Consider the following 18,820-nt stretch of genomic DNA (forward strand, 5'->3'; position numbering starts at 1 on the left):
CTGCCAGGCCAGAGCAGCAAAAACACCATACCAACGAACTTCGTGACACAGTAGAATTCAGAGCCTGACCGGAAAGTCGACGGAACCTCGACTTTTTGTCATTACCGGGCTTGTCCCGGTAATCCAGGCTGACGCAAAGGCCTGAAAAGTGGCGTCTGGATGCCCGGGACGAGCCCGGGCATGACAAAAATTGAGCCATTCTCGGCCCTGCTGCGCTTTTTGCGTCAGGCTCTTCAGACCCGCCAAAGAAGCGTCGTATTTTGTAAGCAGGGCACGTGGGCAGGCGGGTCAGAAGACCCGCCCCGCTACTTCAGCGCCTCCAGCAACGCAGGCAGCTCCACCAGCCCCTCGATCTCCCTAAAGCGCGGCTCGTGCAAGGGCGCCTCGGCGTGCTCATAGACCCAGGTCAGGTGGTGGGGGACGTAGACACCCCAACTGCCGACCTGGAGGGCCGGTATCACATCCGATTTCAGCGAATTGCCGATCATCATGCTGCTGGCTGGCCCGTCGCCATGGCGTGAGAAGGCGCGGGCATAGGTGTCCGCGCTTTTCTCGCTGACGATCTCGACAGCCTCGAACATGCCCTTGAGGCCGGATTGTTCGACCTTGCTCTCCTGATGGAACAGATCGCCCTTGGTGATCAGCACCAGCCGGTAAGATCCGGCCAGTTTTTCCACCGTCTCGCCAGCGCCCGGAAGAAGTTCGACCGGATGGCTGAGGATCTCCTTGCCGATCGCCAGGATCCGGCCAATCGTGTGTGCTGGCACCTTGCCGCCACTGATTTCGATCGCCGTTTCGATCATCGAAAAAGTGAAGGTCTTCATGCCGAAACCATGGCTGCGCACATTGCGCATGCCGGTTTCGAGGAGATGCGCCAGCAGCGCTTCGCGGTCGGCAAAGTCGGCCAGCAGGCCGACGAACTCCTCATGGGCGATGCCGAAATATTGCTCGCTTTGCCAGAGCGTATCGTCGGCGTCGAAACCGATCGTGGTGAGGTGGGGCAGGACAGTTGCCATGGCGTCAAACCTGAATCCGAATTCCTTCCAATAGTCCCAAAAGCGTCGCGGAAGCCAGCCCGCGTCGGATGCGGGCAAGGCCTGTTTGGCGGTGTCTTACAACAATCGACGATCCTGCCGCCCAGAGTCTCAGGCCGTTCATGTCACAGACCAAGCCCAACATCCTCGTCATCATGGTCGATCAGCTTTCACCCGCCTTCCTGCCGATGCATGGCTTCGATCTCGTCAAGGCACCGAACATCTCGAAGCTGGCGGAGCGGGGGGTTGTTTTCGACAGTGCCTATTGCAATTCGCCGCTGTGCTCGCCTTCGCGCGCCGTGTTCATGAGCGGGCAATTGCCCTCGCGCTCGCAGGTCTACGACAATGCGTCCGAGTTCCGCGCCGATATTCCAACCTGGGCCCATTACATGCGCCGCTCGGGCTACAAGACGATACTGTCCGGCAAGATGCATTTCTGCGGCCCCGACCAGCTCCATGGCTTCGAGGAGCGCCTGACCACCGATATCTACCCGTCAGATTACGGCTGGACACCGGACTGGGACCATCCGGAAAGGCGGCCGAGCTGGTACCACAACATGTCCTCGGTGACGGATGCCGGCCAGACGGTGCGCACCAACCAGCTCGACTTCGACGACGAGGTGGTCTTCACCTCCGAACGGGCGATCTATGACCACGTGCGCAGCCCCGACAAGCGCCCGCTTTGCCTGATCGCATCGATGACCCATCCGCACGATCCCTATGCGATCCCGAAGGAATATTGGGATCTCTACGCCGACGTCGAGATCCCGCTGCCCGAGCACGACATGGCGCCCGGCGATCTCGACGCCCATTCCAAGCGTCTGCGCCATGTCTGCGACATGGACAACGCTGAGATCACCCAGGAGCAGGTCCGCAACGCTCGCCGTGCCTATTTCGGAGCGATCTCCTATATCGACGCCAATGTTGGCAAGCTGATGAAAGCGCTGGAAGCGGCGGGCCTTGCCGACAATACCATTGTGATCTTCACCAGCGACCACGGCGAGATGCTGGGCGAGCGCGGGCTCTGGTACAAGATGAGCTGGTTCGAGAACTCCGCCCGAGTGCCGCTGATCATCTCGGCACCCCAGCTCTACCAGCCCCATCGAGTCGAGGAGAGTGTATCGCTGGTCGACATCCTGCCGACCCTCGTCGATATGGCCGATCCCGAGGCTGCCGGGGCGCTCACCGATATCGATGGCCACAGCCTGGTGCCGCATTGCACCGGGCAGGGCGGTCGTGACGAGGTGATCGGCGAATATCTGGCCGAGGGCGCCCTTGCCCCGGTGATGATGATTCGAAGGGGCCGCTTCAAATTCGTGCATTCCCCGGCCGATCCGGACCAGCTTTATGACCTCAGCGCCGATCCGGCAGAGCTCACCAATCTTGCCGCCAGCCAGGAGCATGCCAGTGTGCTCGAAGGCTTCCGCAAGGAAGCGTCCGAGCGCTGGAACCTTGCCGAGATCGATGAGGCGGTTCGGCAGAGTCAGCGCCGCCGTAGAGTCGTCGACGCGGCCCTTACCTTGGGAAAGATCAATCCCTGGGATTTCCAGCCCTTCAGGGATGCTTCCAAACAATATATGCGCAACAGCATTGATCTTGATGATCTTGAGGCCATGGCGCGCTATCCTCGAGTGCGACCGTGACACCTATGGTTAATGCTTCATTGGGCTGTGTGGCAATCGAGCAACACGGATTTTAAGTCTTCCGTCTACACCGCTCTGTCGTCGGCTTGGCCCAGATCCTGCCACAAAGTAACCGCTGAATTCACCTCGCCGACGGGGAGCCGACTTGTGCTCAGCCGCCGGCGGACAGCAGTGACAGTGGTTGAGTGGCGGTCGAATTTGAATATGGCTTTTCACAAACAGGCAGCGAACGGCGCCCTTGTTGCCTGCGGCAATGACCGCAGCACGAGGGGTATTGCGGTGCTGTCCGCCGATGTCGTGAAAAAGCCATCAACTTTGCCGCTTTTGCGTCGGTGCCGCCGTGAAGCGGCCCAAAAATCGGCAGAAGTTTCCTTTACTTCCTCCTCCATGACCGATGTTTCCCTCATAGCCGACCGGCATTTTTCGCCAGACCTTGCGCGCAGGGTTCCGGCTGGTTTGCGCCGTGGCGGGAAGTCGGCCTGGATTCTCTCGATTTTGCAGGCGAGCGGCCTGGGTGTCCTGCTCACGCTTGGCTGTTGCCTGGGGGCGCATGCCTTCGATGGCACCAAGACGCCCGCCGACGATCCAACCCCGATGGAGGCCTTCCGATCGGGCACCCAGGCCTATAAGGCAGGCGATCTCTCCGGCGCTTCGCAAATGCTGGAATTTGCCGCCAGCAAAGGCCATGCGCTGGCGCAATGGAAACTGGCGCGCATGTATTCGGAGGGCGATGGCGTCCCTCACGACGATTACAAGGCCTTCCAGTATTATCAGGCCATCGTGGATGCCCATGGCGAGGACAGCCCGGATACGCCGCAGGCCCGCTTCGTCTCCAGCGCCATCGTGGCTCTCGGCTCATACTACCTGAGCGGCATCCCGAATTCGCGCATCCAGCCCAATCCCAGGCACGCCAACGAGATGTTCCAATACGCCGCCACCTATTTTGGTGACAGCGACGCACAGTATAATCTCGGCCGTATCTATCTCGACGGCAATGCCGCCCAGCAGCGCGATGCGATGATGGCGGCACGCTGGTTGCGCCTGGCGGCGGACAAGGGCCACCACCCGGCCCAGGCGGTTCTCGGCCATGTGCTGTTTTCGGGCGACGACATGCCCCGCCAGGCGGCCCGCGGCCTGATGTATCTGACCCTGGCGCGGGATGGAGCCTCCGGCGACCGCGATCAGTGGATCGTTGACCTCTATAACGACGCCTTCGCCAAGGCCACGCCGGATGAGCGTGACATGTGCCTGACCTATCTCGGGCAATTCCTCAAGGATCACTCCTGAGCGCTGGAAGCCGGGAGGGCAGAAAGCCGACAAGGCCAATTCAGAGTGTTTGCCTGTCAGATTGGATGCATCGTCATTCTGATCGCATGTTGCTTTAGAGTTGGGTCACGCCCTGCCAGCCGACTTTCGGATTCATGATCAAGTTGTTGAAGTGGTTGCTGTAATAGGTATGCAAGCGGCTATAGGCGCCCTCATAGAGGGCGGCATTCCTCTGCAGCAGTTCCAGCGCTTCGGCAAAGGCACCCTTTCGGTAATAGGCCAGGACCTCTTTCTGAACAGCCTGAAGATCGGCGAAACCCTGGCTAACCGGACCGGTATGCAGGGCAAACAGGCCTGCGGCCCCCTGGCGGCCGCGCACCATCACGCGGTCGATTTCCAGGAAGGGCAGGTCCTTGGCGGCCTTGCAGGTGTCTTCGGTGACGACGATTTCCACACCGTAGATCTTGGTCAGCGGCTCGATGCGAGCAGCCAGGTTCACCGCGTCACCGAGCGCTGAATATTCGAGCCGCTGCTCGGAGCCGAGATTGCCGACACAAGCTTCCCCGGTATGCAGGCCGATGCCGATCTGGATGGGCGGGTCTTCGAAATTGCGCGCCATCTCGGCGATGTCGAGCGCTGCCTTGCAGGCAAGCAGGGCGTGGTTGGGCATGTCGAGCGGAGCGTTCCAGAAGGCCATCATGCCGTCGCCGATGAACTTGTCGATGGTGCCGCTATGCTTGAGCACGGCCTCCGTGGCGGGCGTATGGATGCGACGGATCAGCGAGACGACGCCTTGGGGCGACTGGTTCTCGGCGATGCCCGTGAAGTTGCGAACGTCCGAGAACATGATGGTGAGCTCGCGGATCTCGCCGCCGAGAACGATGCGGTCGGGCGCTTCGACCAGGCGCTCGACCACCGCCGGCGTCACGAAGCGGCCGAACATGGAACGCACCTCGGCGCGGCGATGCTCAGCCTCCTGAAAGTGATAGATCGTCGCCGTCAGGAACACGCAGAGGATGCCGATGTCCGGTATCACGGCGTCGAAGAGGAAGCCTTCGCGCACGAACAGGATCCATGACCAGGAGGCGAGCAGGATCGGGATCGAGAGGCCTGCTGTCGCCGAAACGAGCGGCATATTGCGGGTGCGCCGCAGGATCCAGGCAAGCAGCCCGCCCAGCGCGAGCACGAGGAAGGCCTCGACCGCCTGCATCCAATCTGGCCGCACCAGATTGGCGCCGGCCAGGATCTGTTCAACAGCCTGGGCGTGCACCTCGACGCCGGGGATCGCCGGCTCGACCGCCGTGGTTCTCTGATCGCGCAGGCCAATGGCGACAGCACCGACAAAGACGATGCGGCCCCGGACCTCGTCCGGATTGAACGAGCCGTCGAGCACCGAGGAGGCCGGGATCCAGGATCCGGGATCGGATCTGCGGGCGATCAGCCGGATCTCACCGTTCCACTCGGTGTCGATGATGATCTGGTCCGGCGAACCGGTATCGCTGCCCTCGTTTTCGATCCGGATGGCGTTGACGCCGGACTTCTGGCCGAAGGCCGTCTCCCCGCTGGCATTGGAGGAGCGCACCTGGATGTTCCTGGCATGCAGCGCGACCCGAATTGCTTCGAGGGACAGCGACGGCGCCAGCTTGCCGCCTGCCGATATCAGCATGGGCACCTTGCGAATGACGCTGTCGGCTTCAGGGATCCAGTTGATGGCGCCAATGCCCTGTGCAGCATCGAACAGCTCAGGAATTGGCATCACCGCGCTATCGAAGCGCGGCACGAAGTCGACGGGGTCATCGCCCAGGACGGTAAAGCAGGCCGGCACGAGGTCATTCTTCTCGTCGCACCGGGTGGCAGGTTTCGGCTCGGCTGTGACAGGAGTACCTGCATCACCCCCGATGAAGCCGAGGACGGCGGGGGACTGTCTCAACGTCTTCGCAAAAACGGCATCATAGGAAGCGTCGGTTGACGATATCGCCTTTTCGAGAGCATTGCGCTCCTCGCTTGTCGGCAACCGTTTGACAAGCCTGTTGGGGGAGTTCTGATCGGGCTCGCCAAAGGCGATATCGAAGGCGATCGCCGCCGCCCCGGCATCGGTGAGCTTCTGGGTCAGCTTGGCAATTGTATCGCGCGGCCATGGCCACTGGCCGACCTCGGCCAGCGACTTCTCGTCAACAGCGACGATGCGCACGGGCGAATCAGGATCGCGGCGCTGTGCGTGCCAGCGCTGATAGCTGTCGAAGACGATTTCGCTGAGGCGGGGCAGCGGGTAGGGGGAGAAAAGTGTCAGCAGGCTGGCGATCAGGAGTGGCACGGCCACGATCAGAGGGTAGCCCAGAAAGCGCTTCAGTCGCATATCGATGTCACGCTCATCTCCCGGCTTCCAATTATCTTCTGGATGAAATCGCAACATTCTACCAGAGATTTGTCGGCCTATTCCAAGGTTCTGGACAGGTTGGCTGGCAATGTGGAGTGCGGAAATGGCCCCTTGATCGGATGTCCGAATGCGTCATGATGCATCAACACCCCTATCTCTCCTTTTCTTCTCCTCCAGAGGCTGTTTCGCTCCAACAGGTTTGCCGGCATGCCGCTTTCGCGCCTTTCATATCTGCCTGCCCTGGGGGTTATCGCAGCGTCATTGCTGGCCTCGCCAGGAGCCCTTGCTGCCGAAGCGATAGGCGATGCGGTTGGCGTGACGCCGGCTGCGGTCGGGACGGTTTCCGGGGATCTCGGTATCAACGTTCCCGTCTATCGCGACGAGACCGTGCAAACCGGCCCCACGGGCGTTCTTGAGATCAAGTTCCTCGACCAGACCCGGCTGGCGCTCGGCTCGAACTCCTCAGTCAAGCTCGACCGTTTCGTCTATTCGGGAGGGCAGGCCAGCGACGTGGTGGTGGGCCTGTCGAAGGGCGTCTTCCGCTTCGCCACCGGCGTCTCACGCAAGAAGGCCTATTGGATCGAGACGCCGCTGGCTGGCATCGGCGTGCGCGGCACCAATTTCACGGCCGAAATCAGCGCTGCCTATGAGCGCTACACGATCTGGGAAGGCGCCATTGAAATCTGCCCGCGCCAGGCGGGCCGGACGACCGACCAGGAACGCAAGCGCCAGAACTGCCCCGTGCTCAGGCGCCCAGGCGATACGCTGACCGTATTGCCTGGCGGCACGACGCGACGGGGTGGCTCGCCGGTGATCGTCACGCTCAGTTGCGCCCAAACGGCCGGAGCCGCGCTGTGCGGCCCATATGGCGGCCGCCCCCCTGGGCGTAACGGGCAGAACCGACCGGGCTTCAACTTCCCGACCTTCAATCCGCCAACGCGGCGTGGTGGCTTCGGCGCACCGGCGCAATAGTCTCCTGGTTTGCCTGACTTCAGAGGTCGGAACCGGGCATCCTGACGCAACTTTGCCGGTGCCGCGCCACCCTGGATCTACACCAGACAAGTCTGGTGGGGGAAAAGGCCGGGGATGACAAGAAGCCGAGGTTTCCGCGATTATTCGGTCAGGCTGTCGAGAGCTCAGAGCGCGAGATCGCAGCGGATCGGCACGTGATCCGAAGCCTTCTCCTGGCCGCGCATCGCCTTGTCGATGGCGCAGCCCTGGAGGCGAGCGGCTGCCTGGGGGGAGAGCAGGAGATGGTCGATGCGGATGCCGTTGTCCTTCTGCCAGCCGCCGCCCTGATAATCCCAGAAGGTGAAGTGGCCCGGCCCGTGCTCGCAGGCACGAAAGGCGTCCGTCAGCCCAAGCGCCAGCAATTCGCGGAACTTGGCGCGGCTTTGCAACAGGTACAGTGCGTCATTCACCCACTCAGCCGGATTCTTGGCATCCTCGGGCATGGGGATGATGTTGTAATCGCCGGCCATGACGAAGGGCTCTTCCAGGGTCAGCAGCCCGGCGATATGCACTCTCAGCCGTTCCATCCAGCCAAGCTTATAGGGGTATTTTTCCGTGCCGACCGGATTACCGTTCGGCAAATAGATGGAGGCCACGCGTAGCGCGCCGGATTCGGTCGAGATCACCGCCTCCAGATAGCGCGACTGCTCGTCGGCATCATCGCCGGGCAGGCGCGCCTTCACCTCGTCGAAGGGATGCTTGGAGAGGATAGCGACGCCATTGAAAGTCTTCTGGCCGTGGATGGCGACGTTGTAGCCCATCGCCTCGATCTCCAGCGAGGGGAAGGCTTCATCCAGACATTTGATTTCCTGCAGGCAGACCACGTGGGGCTGCGCATCCTTCAGCCAGCCGAGCAGGTGGGGAAGCCTCTGACGGATCGAATTGACGTTCCAGCTTGCGACGCGCACGAGAGTGTTTCACCTTCGGATTGAATCACCAAGAATCGCAAAATTCTTTTGATGACAAGGAGTTAACTTGAGGGTCGCTTCTGCCGGAACGCATTTTGCTCCAGGCTACACCGAGAAGCTGGTACCGCAGCCGCAGGCGGCCAGCGCCTGCGGATTGTTGATCTTGAAGGCGGAGCCGATCAGGTCCTCGACATAATCGAGCTCTGCGCCCTCCATATAGTGCTGCGACATCTCATCGATCAGCACGGTGGCGCCTTCCCGAGCGATGGCAAGGTCGTCCTCATGGCGCTCGGTGTCGAAAGCGAATTTATACTGGAAGCCGGAGCAGCCGCCGCCCTCGACGCTGATGCGCAGCATCGAGCCCACGGGCTCGCCCTGGAGGATCTTGGCAATCCGGCGAGCGGCGCGCTCGCTGACGGAAACGGTAGGGGTCATGGCGTCCTGCAACCTCTGGAGCAAAGCGCGTTTAAGCGTAAACGCTTCTTTGCTCTAATTCTTTGTTTCGACGCGTCTTTGCGATTCTTGCCGATTCCGACAAATCGCAAAACGCTTTAGGCATCGGGGCAAAAGCCGCAGATCGTTTTCGACCGCCACGATGCAACGACGAGAATCTACAGCATCGGAACCGATTCAGAAATCAGGTCCGATGCGGTAGTTGCTACTGCCCTTGAAATTAGGCATGAAACGCTTGGTATTCAATGCTCAAGCGCATCCGGCCGCGCATGGCAGCCTCAGCGGTTGGTGCTGGCCCTCATCGGCACGCGCTCGAGGCCGACCAGCAACAACAGCGTGGCGGCCACCAGCACCATGGTCAGCGCAGCGCCGGAGAAGATAGCACCGCGGTCGGTCTGGCTGAAGATGGCGACCGGCAGGGTGACCCAGCCCGGCGGATAGACCATCACTGTGGCCCCGAGCTCGCCCATCGAGAGAGCAAAGCTCAGCCCGAAGGCCGCAATCAGATAGGGTGCGATCAGAGGCAGGGTCACATGCCAGAGGCGGTAGGCCGGCCGCGCGCCGAGGCAGGAGGCAACCTGTTCGTAATCGGGCGCGAGACGGGACAGGCCGGCCGAGACATTGCCGAAGGTGAAGGCCGAGATCAGCACGAAATGGGCCACGATCACGATGGCGATCGTGCCGTTGAGCAGGATAGGGCGCTGGCTGAAGGCAACCAGCAGGCCGAGGCCGACCGAAACCGAAGGCACGGCGCTTGGTATGAAGAACAACAGCCCCAACAGTTTCTGCAGGCCCTCGCCCTGGAGCCGCAGGGCGAGGGCGGCCCAGGTGCCCGTCGCCAGGGCCAGGAGGCTGGCGAGCAGCGCCGTCACCAGACTCGCCCAGACCGCATCGCCATTGGCGCCGGTGAAGACGTCGCCGTAATTCTCCAGCGTCACGCCTGTCGGCATCACCCCATTCCATTGTTCGGCAAAGCTCGCCATCAGGATCACCGCGAGCGGGGCCAGGAAGAGGATGGTGAGAAGCAGGGCGCCGAAAGCCCAGATCACGACGCGACCGGAACGAGACCAGACCAGCATGCTCAGACCCCAAACCTGCGTGCGACGAAGCGGTAGAGTCCGAACAGCCCCAGCGACAGCGCGACATTGACCACCGCGATGATGCAGGCGGTCTGGTAGTCCGATTCCTGGATCGCCTTGTCGTAGATGAGGAGCGGCAGGGTGATCACGCCCTTGGCGCCGATGAACAGCACGACACCGAATTCGTTCACCGTCAGCAGCAGGCACAGGCTCCCGCCCGCGATCAGGGCAGGCACCGCGGTCGGCAGGATGATCTGCCGTACGATGCGCCAGGGCCGGGCACCGAGAATGCTGGCCGCCTCGATCTGCCCGCGGTCGATCAGCGAGAAGGATGCGAGCAGGGGGCGCAGGATGAAGGGCGTGTAGACCGTGACCTCAGCCAGGATCACGCCCCAGGCCGAATAGAGAAAATCGACAGGCGGCGCTCCGAGGCCGAAAGTGTGCATCAGCGCCCCGTTCAGCATGCCGGCCGACCCGTAGAGGAAGGTGAAGGCCAGCGTGACCAGGAAGGTCGGCAGAGCGATGAAGGTATCGATCAGCCGCGCCACCAGCACGCTGCCGGGGAAGGGCACGAACGCCAGGATCAAGCCCAGCATCAGGCCGAGGATAAGGCAGCCGGCCGTTGCCGACACCGCAATCTCGATGGTGTTGATGAGCGCGCTCAGGAAGAAGCGCGAGCCCAGCACATCGAAGAATTGCTGGATGTTGAAGAGACCGCTTTCATCGAGGAAGGCCTGCCGGGCGATCAAGGCGAGCGGATAGAAGAACAGGATCGCGAGGATGATCGCCGGCGGCACGATCCACAAGCCGCCCAGACCAGGCAAGGCCGAGCGCTTGCTGGCGAGGGCGGTATCAGACATGGGCGTCTTCTGGAATGAGGCTGGCGTCGGACGGCGAGAAGTGGATCTTCATCGCGCTGCCCGCCGGCGGCAGGACAGGCGGGCGCGTCACCACCACCCGTACTGGCGTGTCGGCGACATCGAGGACGAGATGGGTGAGCTCGCCCTGCCAATGCACATCCTTGAGGGTGCCGGTGATGGTGTTGACGTCGCTGCCCTCGGGCTGGAGGGCGAGATGCTGCGGGCGCACGCAGAGCAGGCACTTGCTGCCGTTCGGCCGGTCGCTCGCGGCGGCAAGCACGCTGGCCGAGCCGATCTGCACCTTGGCAAAGCCGCTGGCGCTGCCATTGTCTTCCACGAAAACGGGCAGGATATTGGCGCGGCCGAGGAATTCCGCGGCGAAGCGGTTGGGCGGACGGCGATAGAGGTCGGCTGTCGGCCCGTGGGCGTTGAGCATGCCGTCCTGCATGATGGCGATCTTGTCGGCCAGCGTCAGCGCCTCGCTCTGGTCATGGGTGACATAGAGCACGGTCAGATGCGGCAGCGTGCGGTGGAGCTTGGCGAGCTCCTCCACCATGGAGCGGCGGATCTGGGCGTCGAGCGCCGACAGAGGCTCGTCCAGCAGAAGCACGCGGGGGCGAACGGCAAGGGCGCGGGCAATGGCCACGCGCTGCTGCTGGCCGCCGGAAAGCTCGCGCGGATAGCGCTTGGCGTAGGTGGACATGCCGACGATGCGCAGCGAATCCTCGACCCGGTCGGCGATGAGGTTCTTGGGGGCGCCTTGGGCGTGGAGGCCGAAGGCCACGTTCTGCTCCACGCGCATATGAGGGAACAGCGCATAGTTCTGCACCACCATGGCCAGGCCGCGCTCATAGGGCGGCAGGTCGGTCACGTCGGTCTCGCCGATAAGGATGCGCCCGCTGGCGGGCCGCACGAAGCCAGCGACGGCGCGCAGCGCGGTGGTCTTGCCCGAGCCCGAGGGCCCGATCAAGGCGAGGATTTCCCCCGCCTCGACATTGAGCGTCAGCGGCTTCATCACCACAAACCCACGATAGGCGACGCTCACCCGATCGAAAGAGACGGATGAGCCCGCCCGGTCGGCCGCCTCAGCTACCGACCTCTGTGCGCCTGCAGGAGCATAAGCCGCCATCGACATCGTCAGCCCTCCGTCGCCTTGTGCCAGCGGGCAACGTCGGCGGAGAGATCCTTGAGCACGCTGGCCCAATCCGGGGTCCAGATCGTCACGCCATTGAGCGCTTCCTTCAGCTTGCTGAAGTTGGCATCGGTCGGCGTGACATCCTTGCGCACCGGCAGGCCGATGGCGACCGAGGAGACGGTCGACTGGGCGTCCTTGGAAAGCAGGAACTCGATGAGCTTCTTGCCGTTATCCCCATCCGGCGCGCCGGTGACCAGGCCGATATAATAGGGCAGCGGCATGGTGGAGCGCTCGCCATTCGGGCCGGCCGGCCAGAACACGCGGATATTCGGGTTCTGATCCATCTGCGACATGTTCATCTGCAGGTCGCCATTGGCAACGAACAGCTCCGACTTGTTGACGAGAGCGGTCAGCTTGCCGGTCGAGGCGGAGGGGCCGACATTGTTGTCCTGCAGCTTCTTCAGGAAGTCGAAGCCGGCATCGCGGCCGCCGAAGGCGTGGATGACCTGCAGCATCACGGCGGTGCCGTCACCGGCCTGGCCCGGAGTCGAGTACTGGATCTTGCCCTTGAACTTGGGATCGAGCAGGTCCTCGAAGGACTTGGGAGCATCCTTGAGCGAGGAGGCGTTGTAGATGAAGTTCAGGTAGTTGTTGACCAGCGGCTGGTAAGTGTCGCTGCCGCCGTCGATTTCAGCCGCGGCATCCGGCTTATACTTCTGCAGGAGGCCATCGCCTTCAGCGCGCTGGATGAAGGGCGGCAGGGTAATGAGCACATCGGCCTGCGGGTTCGACTTCTCCTTGGCAACGCGTTCGACCACGCCGCCCGAACCTGCCTCGATATACTGCACCTTGACGCCGGTCGCCTTGGTGAAGGCATCGAACTGGCTCTCGAACCAGCTGCCCTTGCCATCATGCAGGCCGTCGGCCGAATAGATGGTGACGACGTCCGAAGCCGCCCAGACTGGCGTCACGAACATGGCGGCAGCCGTCAGCGCCGCGCCGAAAAGCACAGTTTTCATCCTTGAACCCATCCTCGTTGGCAGTAACTGCTTTTGCGATAGGACCGTTGGATGAACCTGTTGTGACAGTTCGCCGTTTGGTTTACTGGTAAAATAGCACCGTTACAAGTGCAGTGCCGACAAGGACTTATCCAGGGTTGCAAAGGCGGAGGCGAATTCCTCCTGCGCAATGGTCAGCGGCGGACAGAGCGTAACGATATTGCCGCCGCCGAGCTTGAAACTGAGGCCGCGCTCGAGGCAGGCATAGAGCAGCTTGTCGGCGAGGGCGTTCGCGGCCGCCTGGCCGTCGCCGCCGATCTCGACTCCGAAATAGCAGCCGCATCCCCGGACATCGCGGATCACGGCATGGCGCGCCTTCAGATCGGCGAGACGGGTGAGGCCCTCTTCACCGAGATCCCGCGCCCGCTGCACCAGGCCTTCCTCCGCGATGACGTCCAGTGTTGCCAAAGCCGCGGCACAGCCGACGGGGCTCTTCTCATGGGTGTAATGGCCGAGAGCCGCCTGCGGAGCCACATCGAGGCGCGTGTCGGCGATGATGGCGGCCATCGGCATGATGCCACCCCCCAGGCCCTTGCCGATCACCAGGATGTCGGGCGTGGCGCCGGCCTGCTCATACACGAACATGGTGCCGCTGCGGGCAAGGCAACTGGGGATTTCGTCGAAGATCAGCAGCGTGCCGGTGCGGTTGCAGCTCTCCCGCACCCGCGGCCAGAAATCCGGGGGCGGAGGCTCGACCGTGGTCCAACGCATCGGTTCGGCGATCAAGGTAGCCACATCGCCCTGCACTGAGAGGACATAGTCGATATAGTCGGCAAAACGCTCGAAGGGGCGGTCCGGCCCGAAGAAACGCTCGGCAAGGTGCAGCGGCGGCAGGTGCTCGCTGCCCGGCATCATCGGGCCGAGATTGGCGCGGAACAGTGCTTCCCCGCCCACCGAGATCGTATCGAGATTGGCGCCGTGGAAGGCATCCCACATCGAAAGGGTCTTGTGGCGGCCGGTGGCATAGCGCGCGAGCTTCAGCGCCATGCCGATCGCCGCCGCGCCGCTGGGAGCAAACAGCACCTTGCCGAGATCGCCCGGCGCCAGCTCGGCAAGCCGACGGGCGAGCTCGATGGCCGTCCGGTTGGTGTAGCGTCGCGGGCTGAAGGGCAGGCGGTCGAGCTCGGCCTTGATGGCAGCGACCACCCTGGGATGGCCATGCCCGAGCTGGTGCACGCTGTTGCCGTGGAAATCGAGGATTCGGCGTCCCTCGATATCGATCAGCGTGGCTCCCTCCGCCCGCTCGATCACATCGAGACAGGGTGTGGAGAGGGACTGATGCAGGAAGTAGCGCTCGTCCTCGTCGAGCAAGGCGATCGTTTCCTCGCTCAACCCTGCCCGCCAGGCCGCGCGCAGGGGCGAACGGTTGACGTCGCCTTCGCTCAGCGCCGGATCGTCCTTCATCACGGCCGCTCACCGCGCTCAAGCCGGCCCTCGATCTCGAACAGCACCGGCAGGAGATCGGCGACACTGTCGATGACGTAATGGGCGCCGGCTGCATTCAGCCGATCGGCGGCGGCCTGGCGCTTGCGCGCGAAATCCGCAGGTGCAAGAGCCTTGGTGTCAGCCTCGGACAGGCCGAAGACATTGCCGCTGACCGCCACGCCCACGGCCCAGCCTCCGGCGTGAATGCCTTCGGCGATGCCGACTTCGGTATCGTCGACTTTCACCGCGTGCCACGCCGGCCAGACGCTGAGCTCGAGGAAGGTCTTGTAGAGCATGAAGGGCGTGGGGCGTCCATCGGGCGTATCGCCGGTGCAGACGAGGCTGTCGGGCGCAAAGCCCTGCCTGGCTGCTTCGGGCGTGATCTCGGCCATGATCTCACGGGTGTAGCCGGTGGTCGAACCGATCTTGAGACCCTCCGCCCTGACGGCCTTGGCCATTTCGGCGGCGCCGGGGATGAGCGTCGCGTAGCTCGCCGCCACGGCCTTGTTCTTCGGTACGAATACCGCATAGACGGCATCGATGTCGGCCTCCATGGGCGCATGCCCATGCTTGTTGGCCCAGGCCTCGGCAACCCGCGGCAGCGCCATCAGCGCGGCGATATGCGGCCGTTTCGCCATGCCCATCGGGCCCCTGGCTTCCTCGATCGAGATCTCGACGCCAAATTCGGCGAAGGTCTCGACGAAGGCCCCCATCGGCGCCAGCGAGCCGAAGTCCACGACCGTGCCGGCCCAGTCGAAGATAACCGCTTTCAGGTGCTTCATGCTCTGTCTCCGGAATCAGCCATAGAGTTCGCCGATCACTTCTTCAGCGATGGCGAAGGAGGTGCTTGCGCCCGTGCCGCTGGTGATGAGGACGATGCGCAGCGCGTCGGACGGGCGGTCGATCAGCATCAGGCGGTCGGGCGCCGAGGCATAGGTGCCGATCCAGCGCTCCGTCACTTCGGGCGCCGGCCCTTCGAGGATATGGGCGTATTCATCGAGGATCAGCGCATCGACACCCTCGGGCGCGAAGGGATCGGGCGTCGGCGCGTAGTGATGGGAATCGCCGACCACCAGCGAGCCATCGGCGCTGCGCACCACGATGAGATGGACACCATTGCCTAGGTGCTCGCCCTGTTCGGCTTCCAGCTGCTGCTTCAACGCCTTGGCGGCCGGCCGCTCGGCATAGCCTAGATAGCGCACCAGCCCGAGATCGGACATCAGCGCCGGCAGTCTTTCATCGAAACGCCTGGGCCACACCCGCAGCATGTGCAGCTTGCAGCGGGTCAGGCCATAGGCCGCGATCCGCTCGGGATGGAGCGTGTGGAAATCATCGCCCGGGCAGACCACGACGGCCTCGGCCTCCACCGGACCGCGGCTGGTTTCGAGCCGCGGCGGCGTGGCCGCATGCACCACCGTCTCGCGCAGGAAGGTGACATCGAGCTGTTCGGCCAGATAGGCCGCCAGTTTCGGGATCGCCTCGCGCGATTCCACGCGCACCTCGTGCGGGCTGTAAAGTGCGCCGGCGAAGCTCTCGCTCCGGAGCCCGTCTCCATAGGTACCGAGATTGCCCGGCTCGACGAGGCGGCATTCACGCCCCATCTCGGTTTCCAGGAACTCCTCCAGCACCCTGCGTGCTGCCGGGCGGCGGGCAATGGTCAGGAGCCCGCGCTGCAGGACTGGGATGCCGGCCCTGTCAGCGACCTCGACCCAGATATCGCGCGAACGCATGGCCCGCTGCCAGCATTCGCCTTCCTGTTGTCCGGTGACGGTGATGAAGCCGAAATTGCGGATCGAGGCGCCATTGGCCTGCGCATCGCGATCGACAACCACCACGCGCTTGCCCCTGCGAGCCGCGGCGAGGGCATGGGCAAGGCCACAAATGCCGGCGCCCACCACGGCGAGGTCGAAGGGGCGAGAGGGCATCGGCATCGGGATCAATTACCGGTAGGGGAAGGGGAGCCGCATACTACCGTCGTTTGAACGGAATGTGACATTCTGTTGGGCGGGCGCCATGGCACATCCCTCTTTCACACGCACCCGCAACGGGTTAAGGCCATTGCGACCGATCGAAAGCATGGAATGTGAAGGCGAGGGCGGATGGCGGGGGTGCAGATACCCGATTGCGTGGTGAGGCCGCGCGGCCCCTGGGCGGTGGCGCCGCAATCGCGCGGCCGCCTGTTCAATGAGCCGCAGTCGCCGACACGCACCGACTTCCAGCGCGACCGCGACCGCATCATCCATTCCACCGCCTTTCGCCGCCTCAAGCACAAGACCCAGGTTTTCGTGGCGCATGAGGGCGATCACTATCGCACGCGTCTTACCCATACGATCGAGGTCTCGCAGATCGCCCGCTCCCTTGCCCGCTCGCTGGCGCTGGACGAGGACCTCGCCGAGGCACTCGCACTCGCCCATGATCTCGGCCACACGCCCTTCGGCCACACCGGCGAAGATGCCCTCGATGAGGTGATGCGTCCCTATGGCGGCTTCGACCACAACGCCCAGTCGCTGCGCATCGTCACGCGGCTCGAGCGGCGCTACGCCGATTTCGACGGCCTCAACCTCGCCTGGGAGACGCTGGAGGGCCTGGTCAAGCATAACGGGCCGCTGCTCGGCACCGATGGCCAGCCGACGGAGCGATATCGCGCACGCGGCATTCCCATGGCGATCCTCGAATATCAGGCGCAGCAGGACCTGGAGCTCACGACCTTCGCCAGCGCCGAGGCCCAGGCCGCCGCGATCGCGGACGACATCGCCTACAATGCCCACGATATCGACGATGGCCTGCGCGCCGGCCTGTTCGAGCTCAAGGATCTGGAGCAGGTCCCTCTGGCGGGCGAACTCCTGGCCGATATCGCCGCGCGCCATCCAGGGCTCGACCGCAGCCGCACCACGCACGAATTGATGCGCCGCGTCATCACACGGCTGGTGGAGGACGTCATCGCCGAGGGCACCACAGCCTTCACCTCGGGGCGTTACCTCTCCAGCGACGATGTCCGCCATGCGGGCAGGGCGCTGATGGCGTTCTCCGAGCGGGTCGGTGCGGCCGACAAGGGCATCAAGGGCTTCCTTTATCCCAACATGTACCGCCATGAGCGCGTGATGCGCGTGCGGGCGCACGCAGCAGAGGTGGTCAAGCGCCTGTTCCACGGGCTTTTTGCCGACATCACGCTGATGCCGGCGGAATGGTGCGAAGGCCTCGAGCAGGCAGGGGAAGACAAACGCGCCCGCCGCGTGGCCGACTACATCGCTGGCATGACCGACACATTCGCGCTCAACGAACATCGCCGCCTGTTCGGCTCCGCACCGGAACTGCGATGATGCGACCTCGCAGGGATAACCCTGGGAGCGCGGACGTCCGCGTCCGCCTCTTGGAAACGAGTCGCCCGCCCACCAAGGCAGAGCGGACGAGGACGTCCGCGCTCCCAGCATGCGCGCCCATCATGGACTTTCTAAGCAAGCTGGAAGGCCATCTGCGTGAGGCCGCTTTGGCGCTGCTTGCGGAGGGCGCCATCTCCGCCCTGCCCAAGACGATCCAGGTGGAACCATCCCGCGAGGACGGCCGTGGTGACTTCACCTCGGCGATCGCCCTCGGATCGAACAACGAGACCGGATTGGAACGGCGCCTGTTCGCTGAAGCGCTGGCCGCAAAGCTACGCGGCACTCTCGATTTCGCCGAGATCGACGTCGCCGGCCCAGGCTTCCTCAACCTCGCCGTTGCACCGCGGGCCTGGGGAGCGATGCTGGCCACCTTGCTCGCGGAGGGCAAGAATTACGGCCGTGGCCAGTGGGGCGAGGGAAGGGAGGTCGACATCGGCTTCCTGCCCGTCGATGAAACCGTGCCGCTCCAATCCGGTGATGCGCGCGGCGCGGTGATGGGCGACGCGCTTGCCAACATGCTGGATTTCACGGGCTTTCGCGCCAGCCGATCCTATCGGTTGAATGGCGAAGGTGATTTCACGGTTAGGCTGGGGCAACTCGTACGGCTCGTGCAAAGCGGAAAACCATCAAAGGCCAATCTCTCGCTGGCAGACCTGACGGCTGAGATCGGAGAGGACGCTACGCGCCTTGGCATTCTGATGGAGCAAAGCTCCGTCCCGGTCACGCTCGATGCAGCCCTGCTGACCGACCTCAGCCAAGTCAACCCGCTCTTCCACGTCCAATATGCCCATGCCCGTTGCTGCGCGATACGGCAGAAGGGCGAACTGGCCCTTCCCGGCCTCGCCGAACCGACGTCCTGGGACCCGAACGCCTTCGCTGACGAGGGTGCCAGGTTGATTCTTCGCCTCCTCGCCCTATATCCAAGGAAGATCGATCATGTAGTGCGCAGGGGCGAACCTCATTGGCTCGCCCGATACCTGCACGATCTCGCTAGCGTAATGCATGCACAATATTATCGAAGCCTCACGGCGCCGCATTTACGCTTCATTAGGGTTGATGATCGATTGTTAACGGGCGCCCGCTTGGCATTGGTGCGCGGAGTCGAGGCGGTGCTTAAGTCTGGGCTCGCCTTGCTCGGCGTCTGTGCGCCGGACGAAATCCGCTGAACGAGATCGGTCATCCTAACCGCTG

Annotated in this window: 16 protein-coding genes; 5 read left to right on the forward strand and 11 right to left on the reverse strand. The window is 63.3% G+C overall.

Features of this window, described 5'->3' with window-relative positions:
- Positions 1-305: 305 nt before the first annotated feature.
- The gene (locus QQL24_RS10670) at positions 306-1,016 is read right to left on the reverse strand and encodes an HAD family hydrolase (RefSeq protein WP_284311971.1); all 711 of its coding nucleotides are present in this window, start codon (positions 1,014-1,016) and stop codon (positions 306-308) included.
- A gap of 140 nt (positions 1,017-1,156) precedes the next feature.
- Here QQL24_RS10670 and betC point away from each other — a divergent pair, with 140 nt between their 5' ends.
- Both betC and QQL24_RS10680 read left to right on the forward strand, forming a co-directional pair.
- Positions 1,157-2,677: a choline-sulfatase gene (gene betC, locus QQL24_RS10675; RefSeq protein WP_284311972.1), complete on the forward strand. Its 1,521-nt coding sequence runs from the start codon at positions 1,157-1,159 to the stop codon at positions 2,675-2,677.
- A gap of 495 nt (positions 2,678-3,172) precedes the next feature.
- Positions 3,173-3,964, forward strand: a complete 792-nt coding sequence (locus tag QQL24_RS10680; RefSeq protein ID WP_284311973.1) for a tetratricopeptide repeat protein — start codon at positions 3,173-3,175, stop codon at positions 3,962-3,964.
- A 94-nt stretch (positions 3,965-4,058) separates the two neighbouring features.
- On the opposite strand, the gene QQL24_RS10685 is transcribed toward QQL24_RS10680, so the two are convergent.
- On the reverse strand, positions 4,059-6,299 hold the full coding sequence (locus tag QQL24_RS10685; RefSeq protein WP_284311974.1) for a CHASE2 domain-containing protein: 2,241 nt from the start codon (positions 6,297-6,299) through the stop codon (positions 4,059-4,061).
- 228 nt (positions 6,300-6,527) lie between these two features.
- Between QQL24_RS10685 and QQL24_RS10690 the strand changes: the two genes are divergently transcribed.
- Complete coding sequence (locus tag QQL24_RS10690) at positions 6,528-7,292, forward strand: FecR family protein (RefSeq protein WP_284311975.1); 765 nt, start codon at positions 6,528-6,530, stop codon at positions 7,290-7,292.
- A gap of 164 nt (positions 7,293-7,456) precedes the next feature.
- On the opposite strand, the gene xth is transcribed toward QQL24_RS10690, so the two are convergent.
- The 9 genes from xth to QQL24_RS10735 form a co-directional block, all read right to left on the reverse strand.
- Positions 7,457-8,239 carry an exodeoxyribonuclease III gene (gene xth, locus QQL24_RS10695; protein ID WP_284311976.1) on the reverse strand — a complete coding sequence of 261 codons (783 nt, stop codon included), beginning with the start codon at positions 8,237-8,239 and terminating at the stop codon, positions 7,457-7,459.
- Between the two features lie 105 nt (positions 8,240-8,344).
- Positions 8,345-8,674, reverse strand: a complete 330-nt coding sequence (gene erpA, locus QQL24_RS10700; protein ID WP_284311977.1) for an iron-sulfur cluster insertion protein ErpA — start codon at positions 8,672-8,674, stop codon at positions 8,345-8,347.
- 296 nt (positions 8,675-8,970) lie between these two features.
- Positions 8,971-9,771 carry an ABC transporter permease subunit gene (locus QQL24_RS10705; RefSeq protein ID WP_284311978.1) on the reverse strand — a complete coding sequence of 267 codons (801 nt, stop codon included), beginning with the start codon at positions 9,769-9,771 and terminating at the stop codon, positions 8,971-8,973.
- Positions 9,772-9,773: 2 nt separating this feature from the next.
- A complete protein-coding gene (locus tag QQL24_RS10710; protein WP_284311979.1) occupies positions 9,774-10,631 on the reverse strand; it encodes a 2-aminoethylphosphonate ABC transporter permease subunit in 858 nt (285 codons plus the stop codon).
- On the reverse strand, positions 10,624-11,766 hold the full coding sequence (locus QQL24_RS10715; protein WP_284311980.1) for an ABC transporter ATP-binding protein: 1,143 nt from the start codon (positions 11,764-11,766) through the stop codon (positions 10,624-10,626). The genes QQL24_RS10710 and QQL24_RS10715 overlap by 8 nt, the downstream gene beginning before the upstream one ends.
- Positions 11,767-11,768: 2 nt before the next feature.
- On the reverse strand, positions 11,769-12,785 hold the full coding sequence (locus QQL24_RS10720; RefSeq protein WP_284311981.1) for a 2-aminoethylphosphonate ABC transporter substrate-binding protein: 1,017 nt from the start codon (positions 12,783-12,785) through the stop codon (positions 11,769-11,771).
- 102 nt (positions 12,786-12,887) lie between these two features.
- Positions 12,888-14,228, reverse strand: a complete 1,341-nt coding sequence (gene pbfA / locus QQL24_RS10725; RefSeq protein ID WP_284311982.1) for a (R)-1-hydroxy-2-aminoethylphosphonate ammonia-lyase — start codon at positions 14,226-14,228, stop codon at positions 12,888-12,890.
- Positions 14,228-15,031: a phosphonoacetaldehyde hydrolase gene (phnX, locus tag QQL24_RS10730; protein ID WP_284311983.1), complete on the reverse strand. Its 804-nt coding sequence runs from the start codon at positions 15,029-15,031 to the stop codon at positions 14,228-14,230. The genes pbfA and phnX overlap by 1 nt, the downstream gene beginning before the upstream one ends.
- A 15-nt stretch (positions 15,032-15,046) precedes the next feature.
- Positions 15,047-16,180, reverse strand: coding sequence for a TIGR03364 family FAD-dependent oxidoreductase (locus QQL24_RS10735; RefSeq protein ID WP_431310668.1), 1,134 nt, complete (start codon positions 16,178-16,180; stop codon positions 15,047-15,049).
- A 177-nt stretch (positions 16,181-16,357) separates the two neighbouring features.
- Between QQL24_RS10735 and QQL24_RS10740 the strand changes: the two genes are divergently transcribed.
- Together QQL24_RS10740 and QQL24_RS10745 are read left to right on the forward strand one after the other, a co-directional pair.
- Complete coding sequence (locus QQL24_RS10740; protein ID WP_431310672.1) at positions 16,358-17,569, forward strand: deoxyguanosinetriphosphate triphosphohydrolase; 1,212 nt, start codon at positions 16,358-16,360, stop codon at positions 17,567-17,569.
- Between the two features lie 122 nt (positions 17,570-17,691).
- Complete coding sequence (locus QQL24_RS10745; protein ID WP_284311985.1) at positions 17,692-18,795, forward strand: DALR anticodon-binding domain-containing protein; 1,104 nt, start codon at positions 17,692-17,694, stop codon at positions 18,793-18,795.
- Positions 18,796-18,820: the final 25 nt, after the last annotated feature.

This window comes from Labrys miyagiensis, from assembly GCF_030160835.1.
GTDB classification, from domain to species: domain Bacteria; phylum Pseudomonadota; class Alphaproteobacteria; order Rhizobiales; family Labraceae; genus Labrys; species Labrys miyagiensis.

Excerpts from the sequence above, each read along its gene's own strand:
- QQL24_RS10670 (WP_284311971.1), bottom strand. The coding sequence starts at position 1,016 with ATGGCAACTGTCCTGCCCCACCTCACCACGATCGGTTTCGACGCCGAC.
- betC (WP_284311972.1), top strand. The coding sequence starts at position 1,157 with ATGTCACAGACCAAGCCCAACATCCTCGTCATCATGGTCGATCAGCTT.
- QQL24_RS10685 (WP_284311974.1), bottom strand. The coding sequence starts at position 6,299 with ATGCGACTGAAGCGCTTTCTGGGCTACCCTCTGATCGTGGCCGTGCCA.
- QQL24_RS10690 (WP_284311975.1), top strand. The coding sequence starts at position 6,528 with ATGCCGCTTTCGCGCCTTTCATATCTGCCTGCCCTGGGGGTTATCGCA.
- erpA (WP_284311977.1), bottom strand. The coding sequence starts at position 8,674 with ATGACCCCTACCGTTTCCGTCAGCGAGCGCGCCGCTCGCCGGATTGCC.
- QQL24_RS10705 (WP_284311978.1), bottom strand. The coding sequence starts at position 9,771 with ATGCTGGTCTGGTCTCGTTCCGGTCGCGTCGTGATCTGGGCTTTCGGC.
- QQL24_RS10710 (WP_284311979.1), bottom strand. The coding sequence starts at position 10,631 with ATGTCTGATACCGCCCTCGCCAGCAAGCGCTCGGCCTTGCCTGGTCTG.
- QQL24_RS10715 (WP_284311980.1), bottom strand. The coding sequence starts at position 11,766 with ATGTCGATGGCGGCTTATGCTCCTGCAGGCGCACAGAGGTCGGTAGCT.
- QQL24_RS10720 (WP_284311981.1), bottom strand. The coding sequence starts at position 12,785 with ATGAAAACTGTGCTTTTCGGCGCGGCGCTGACGGCTGCCGCCATGTTC.
- pbfA (WP_284311982.1), bottom strand. The coding sequence starts at position 14,228 with ATGAAGGACGATCCGGCGCTGAGCGAAGGCGACGTCAACCGTTCGCCC.
- phnX (WP_284311983.1), bottom strand. The coding sequence starts at position 15,031 with ATGAAGCACCTGAAAGCGGTTATCTTCGACTGGGCCGGCACGGTCGTG.
- QQL24_RS10735 (WP_431310668.1), bottom strand. The coding sequence starts at position 16,180 with ATGCCGATGCCCTCTCGCCCCTTCGACCTCGCCGTGGTGGGCGCCGGC.
- QQL24_RS10745 (WP_284311985.1), top strand. The coding sequence starts at position 17,692 with ATGGACTTTCTAAGCAAGCTGGAAGGCCATCTGCGTGAGGCCGCTTTG.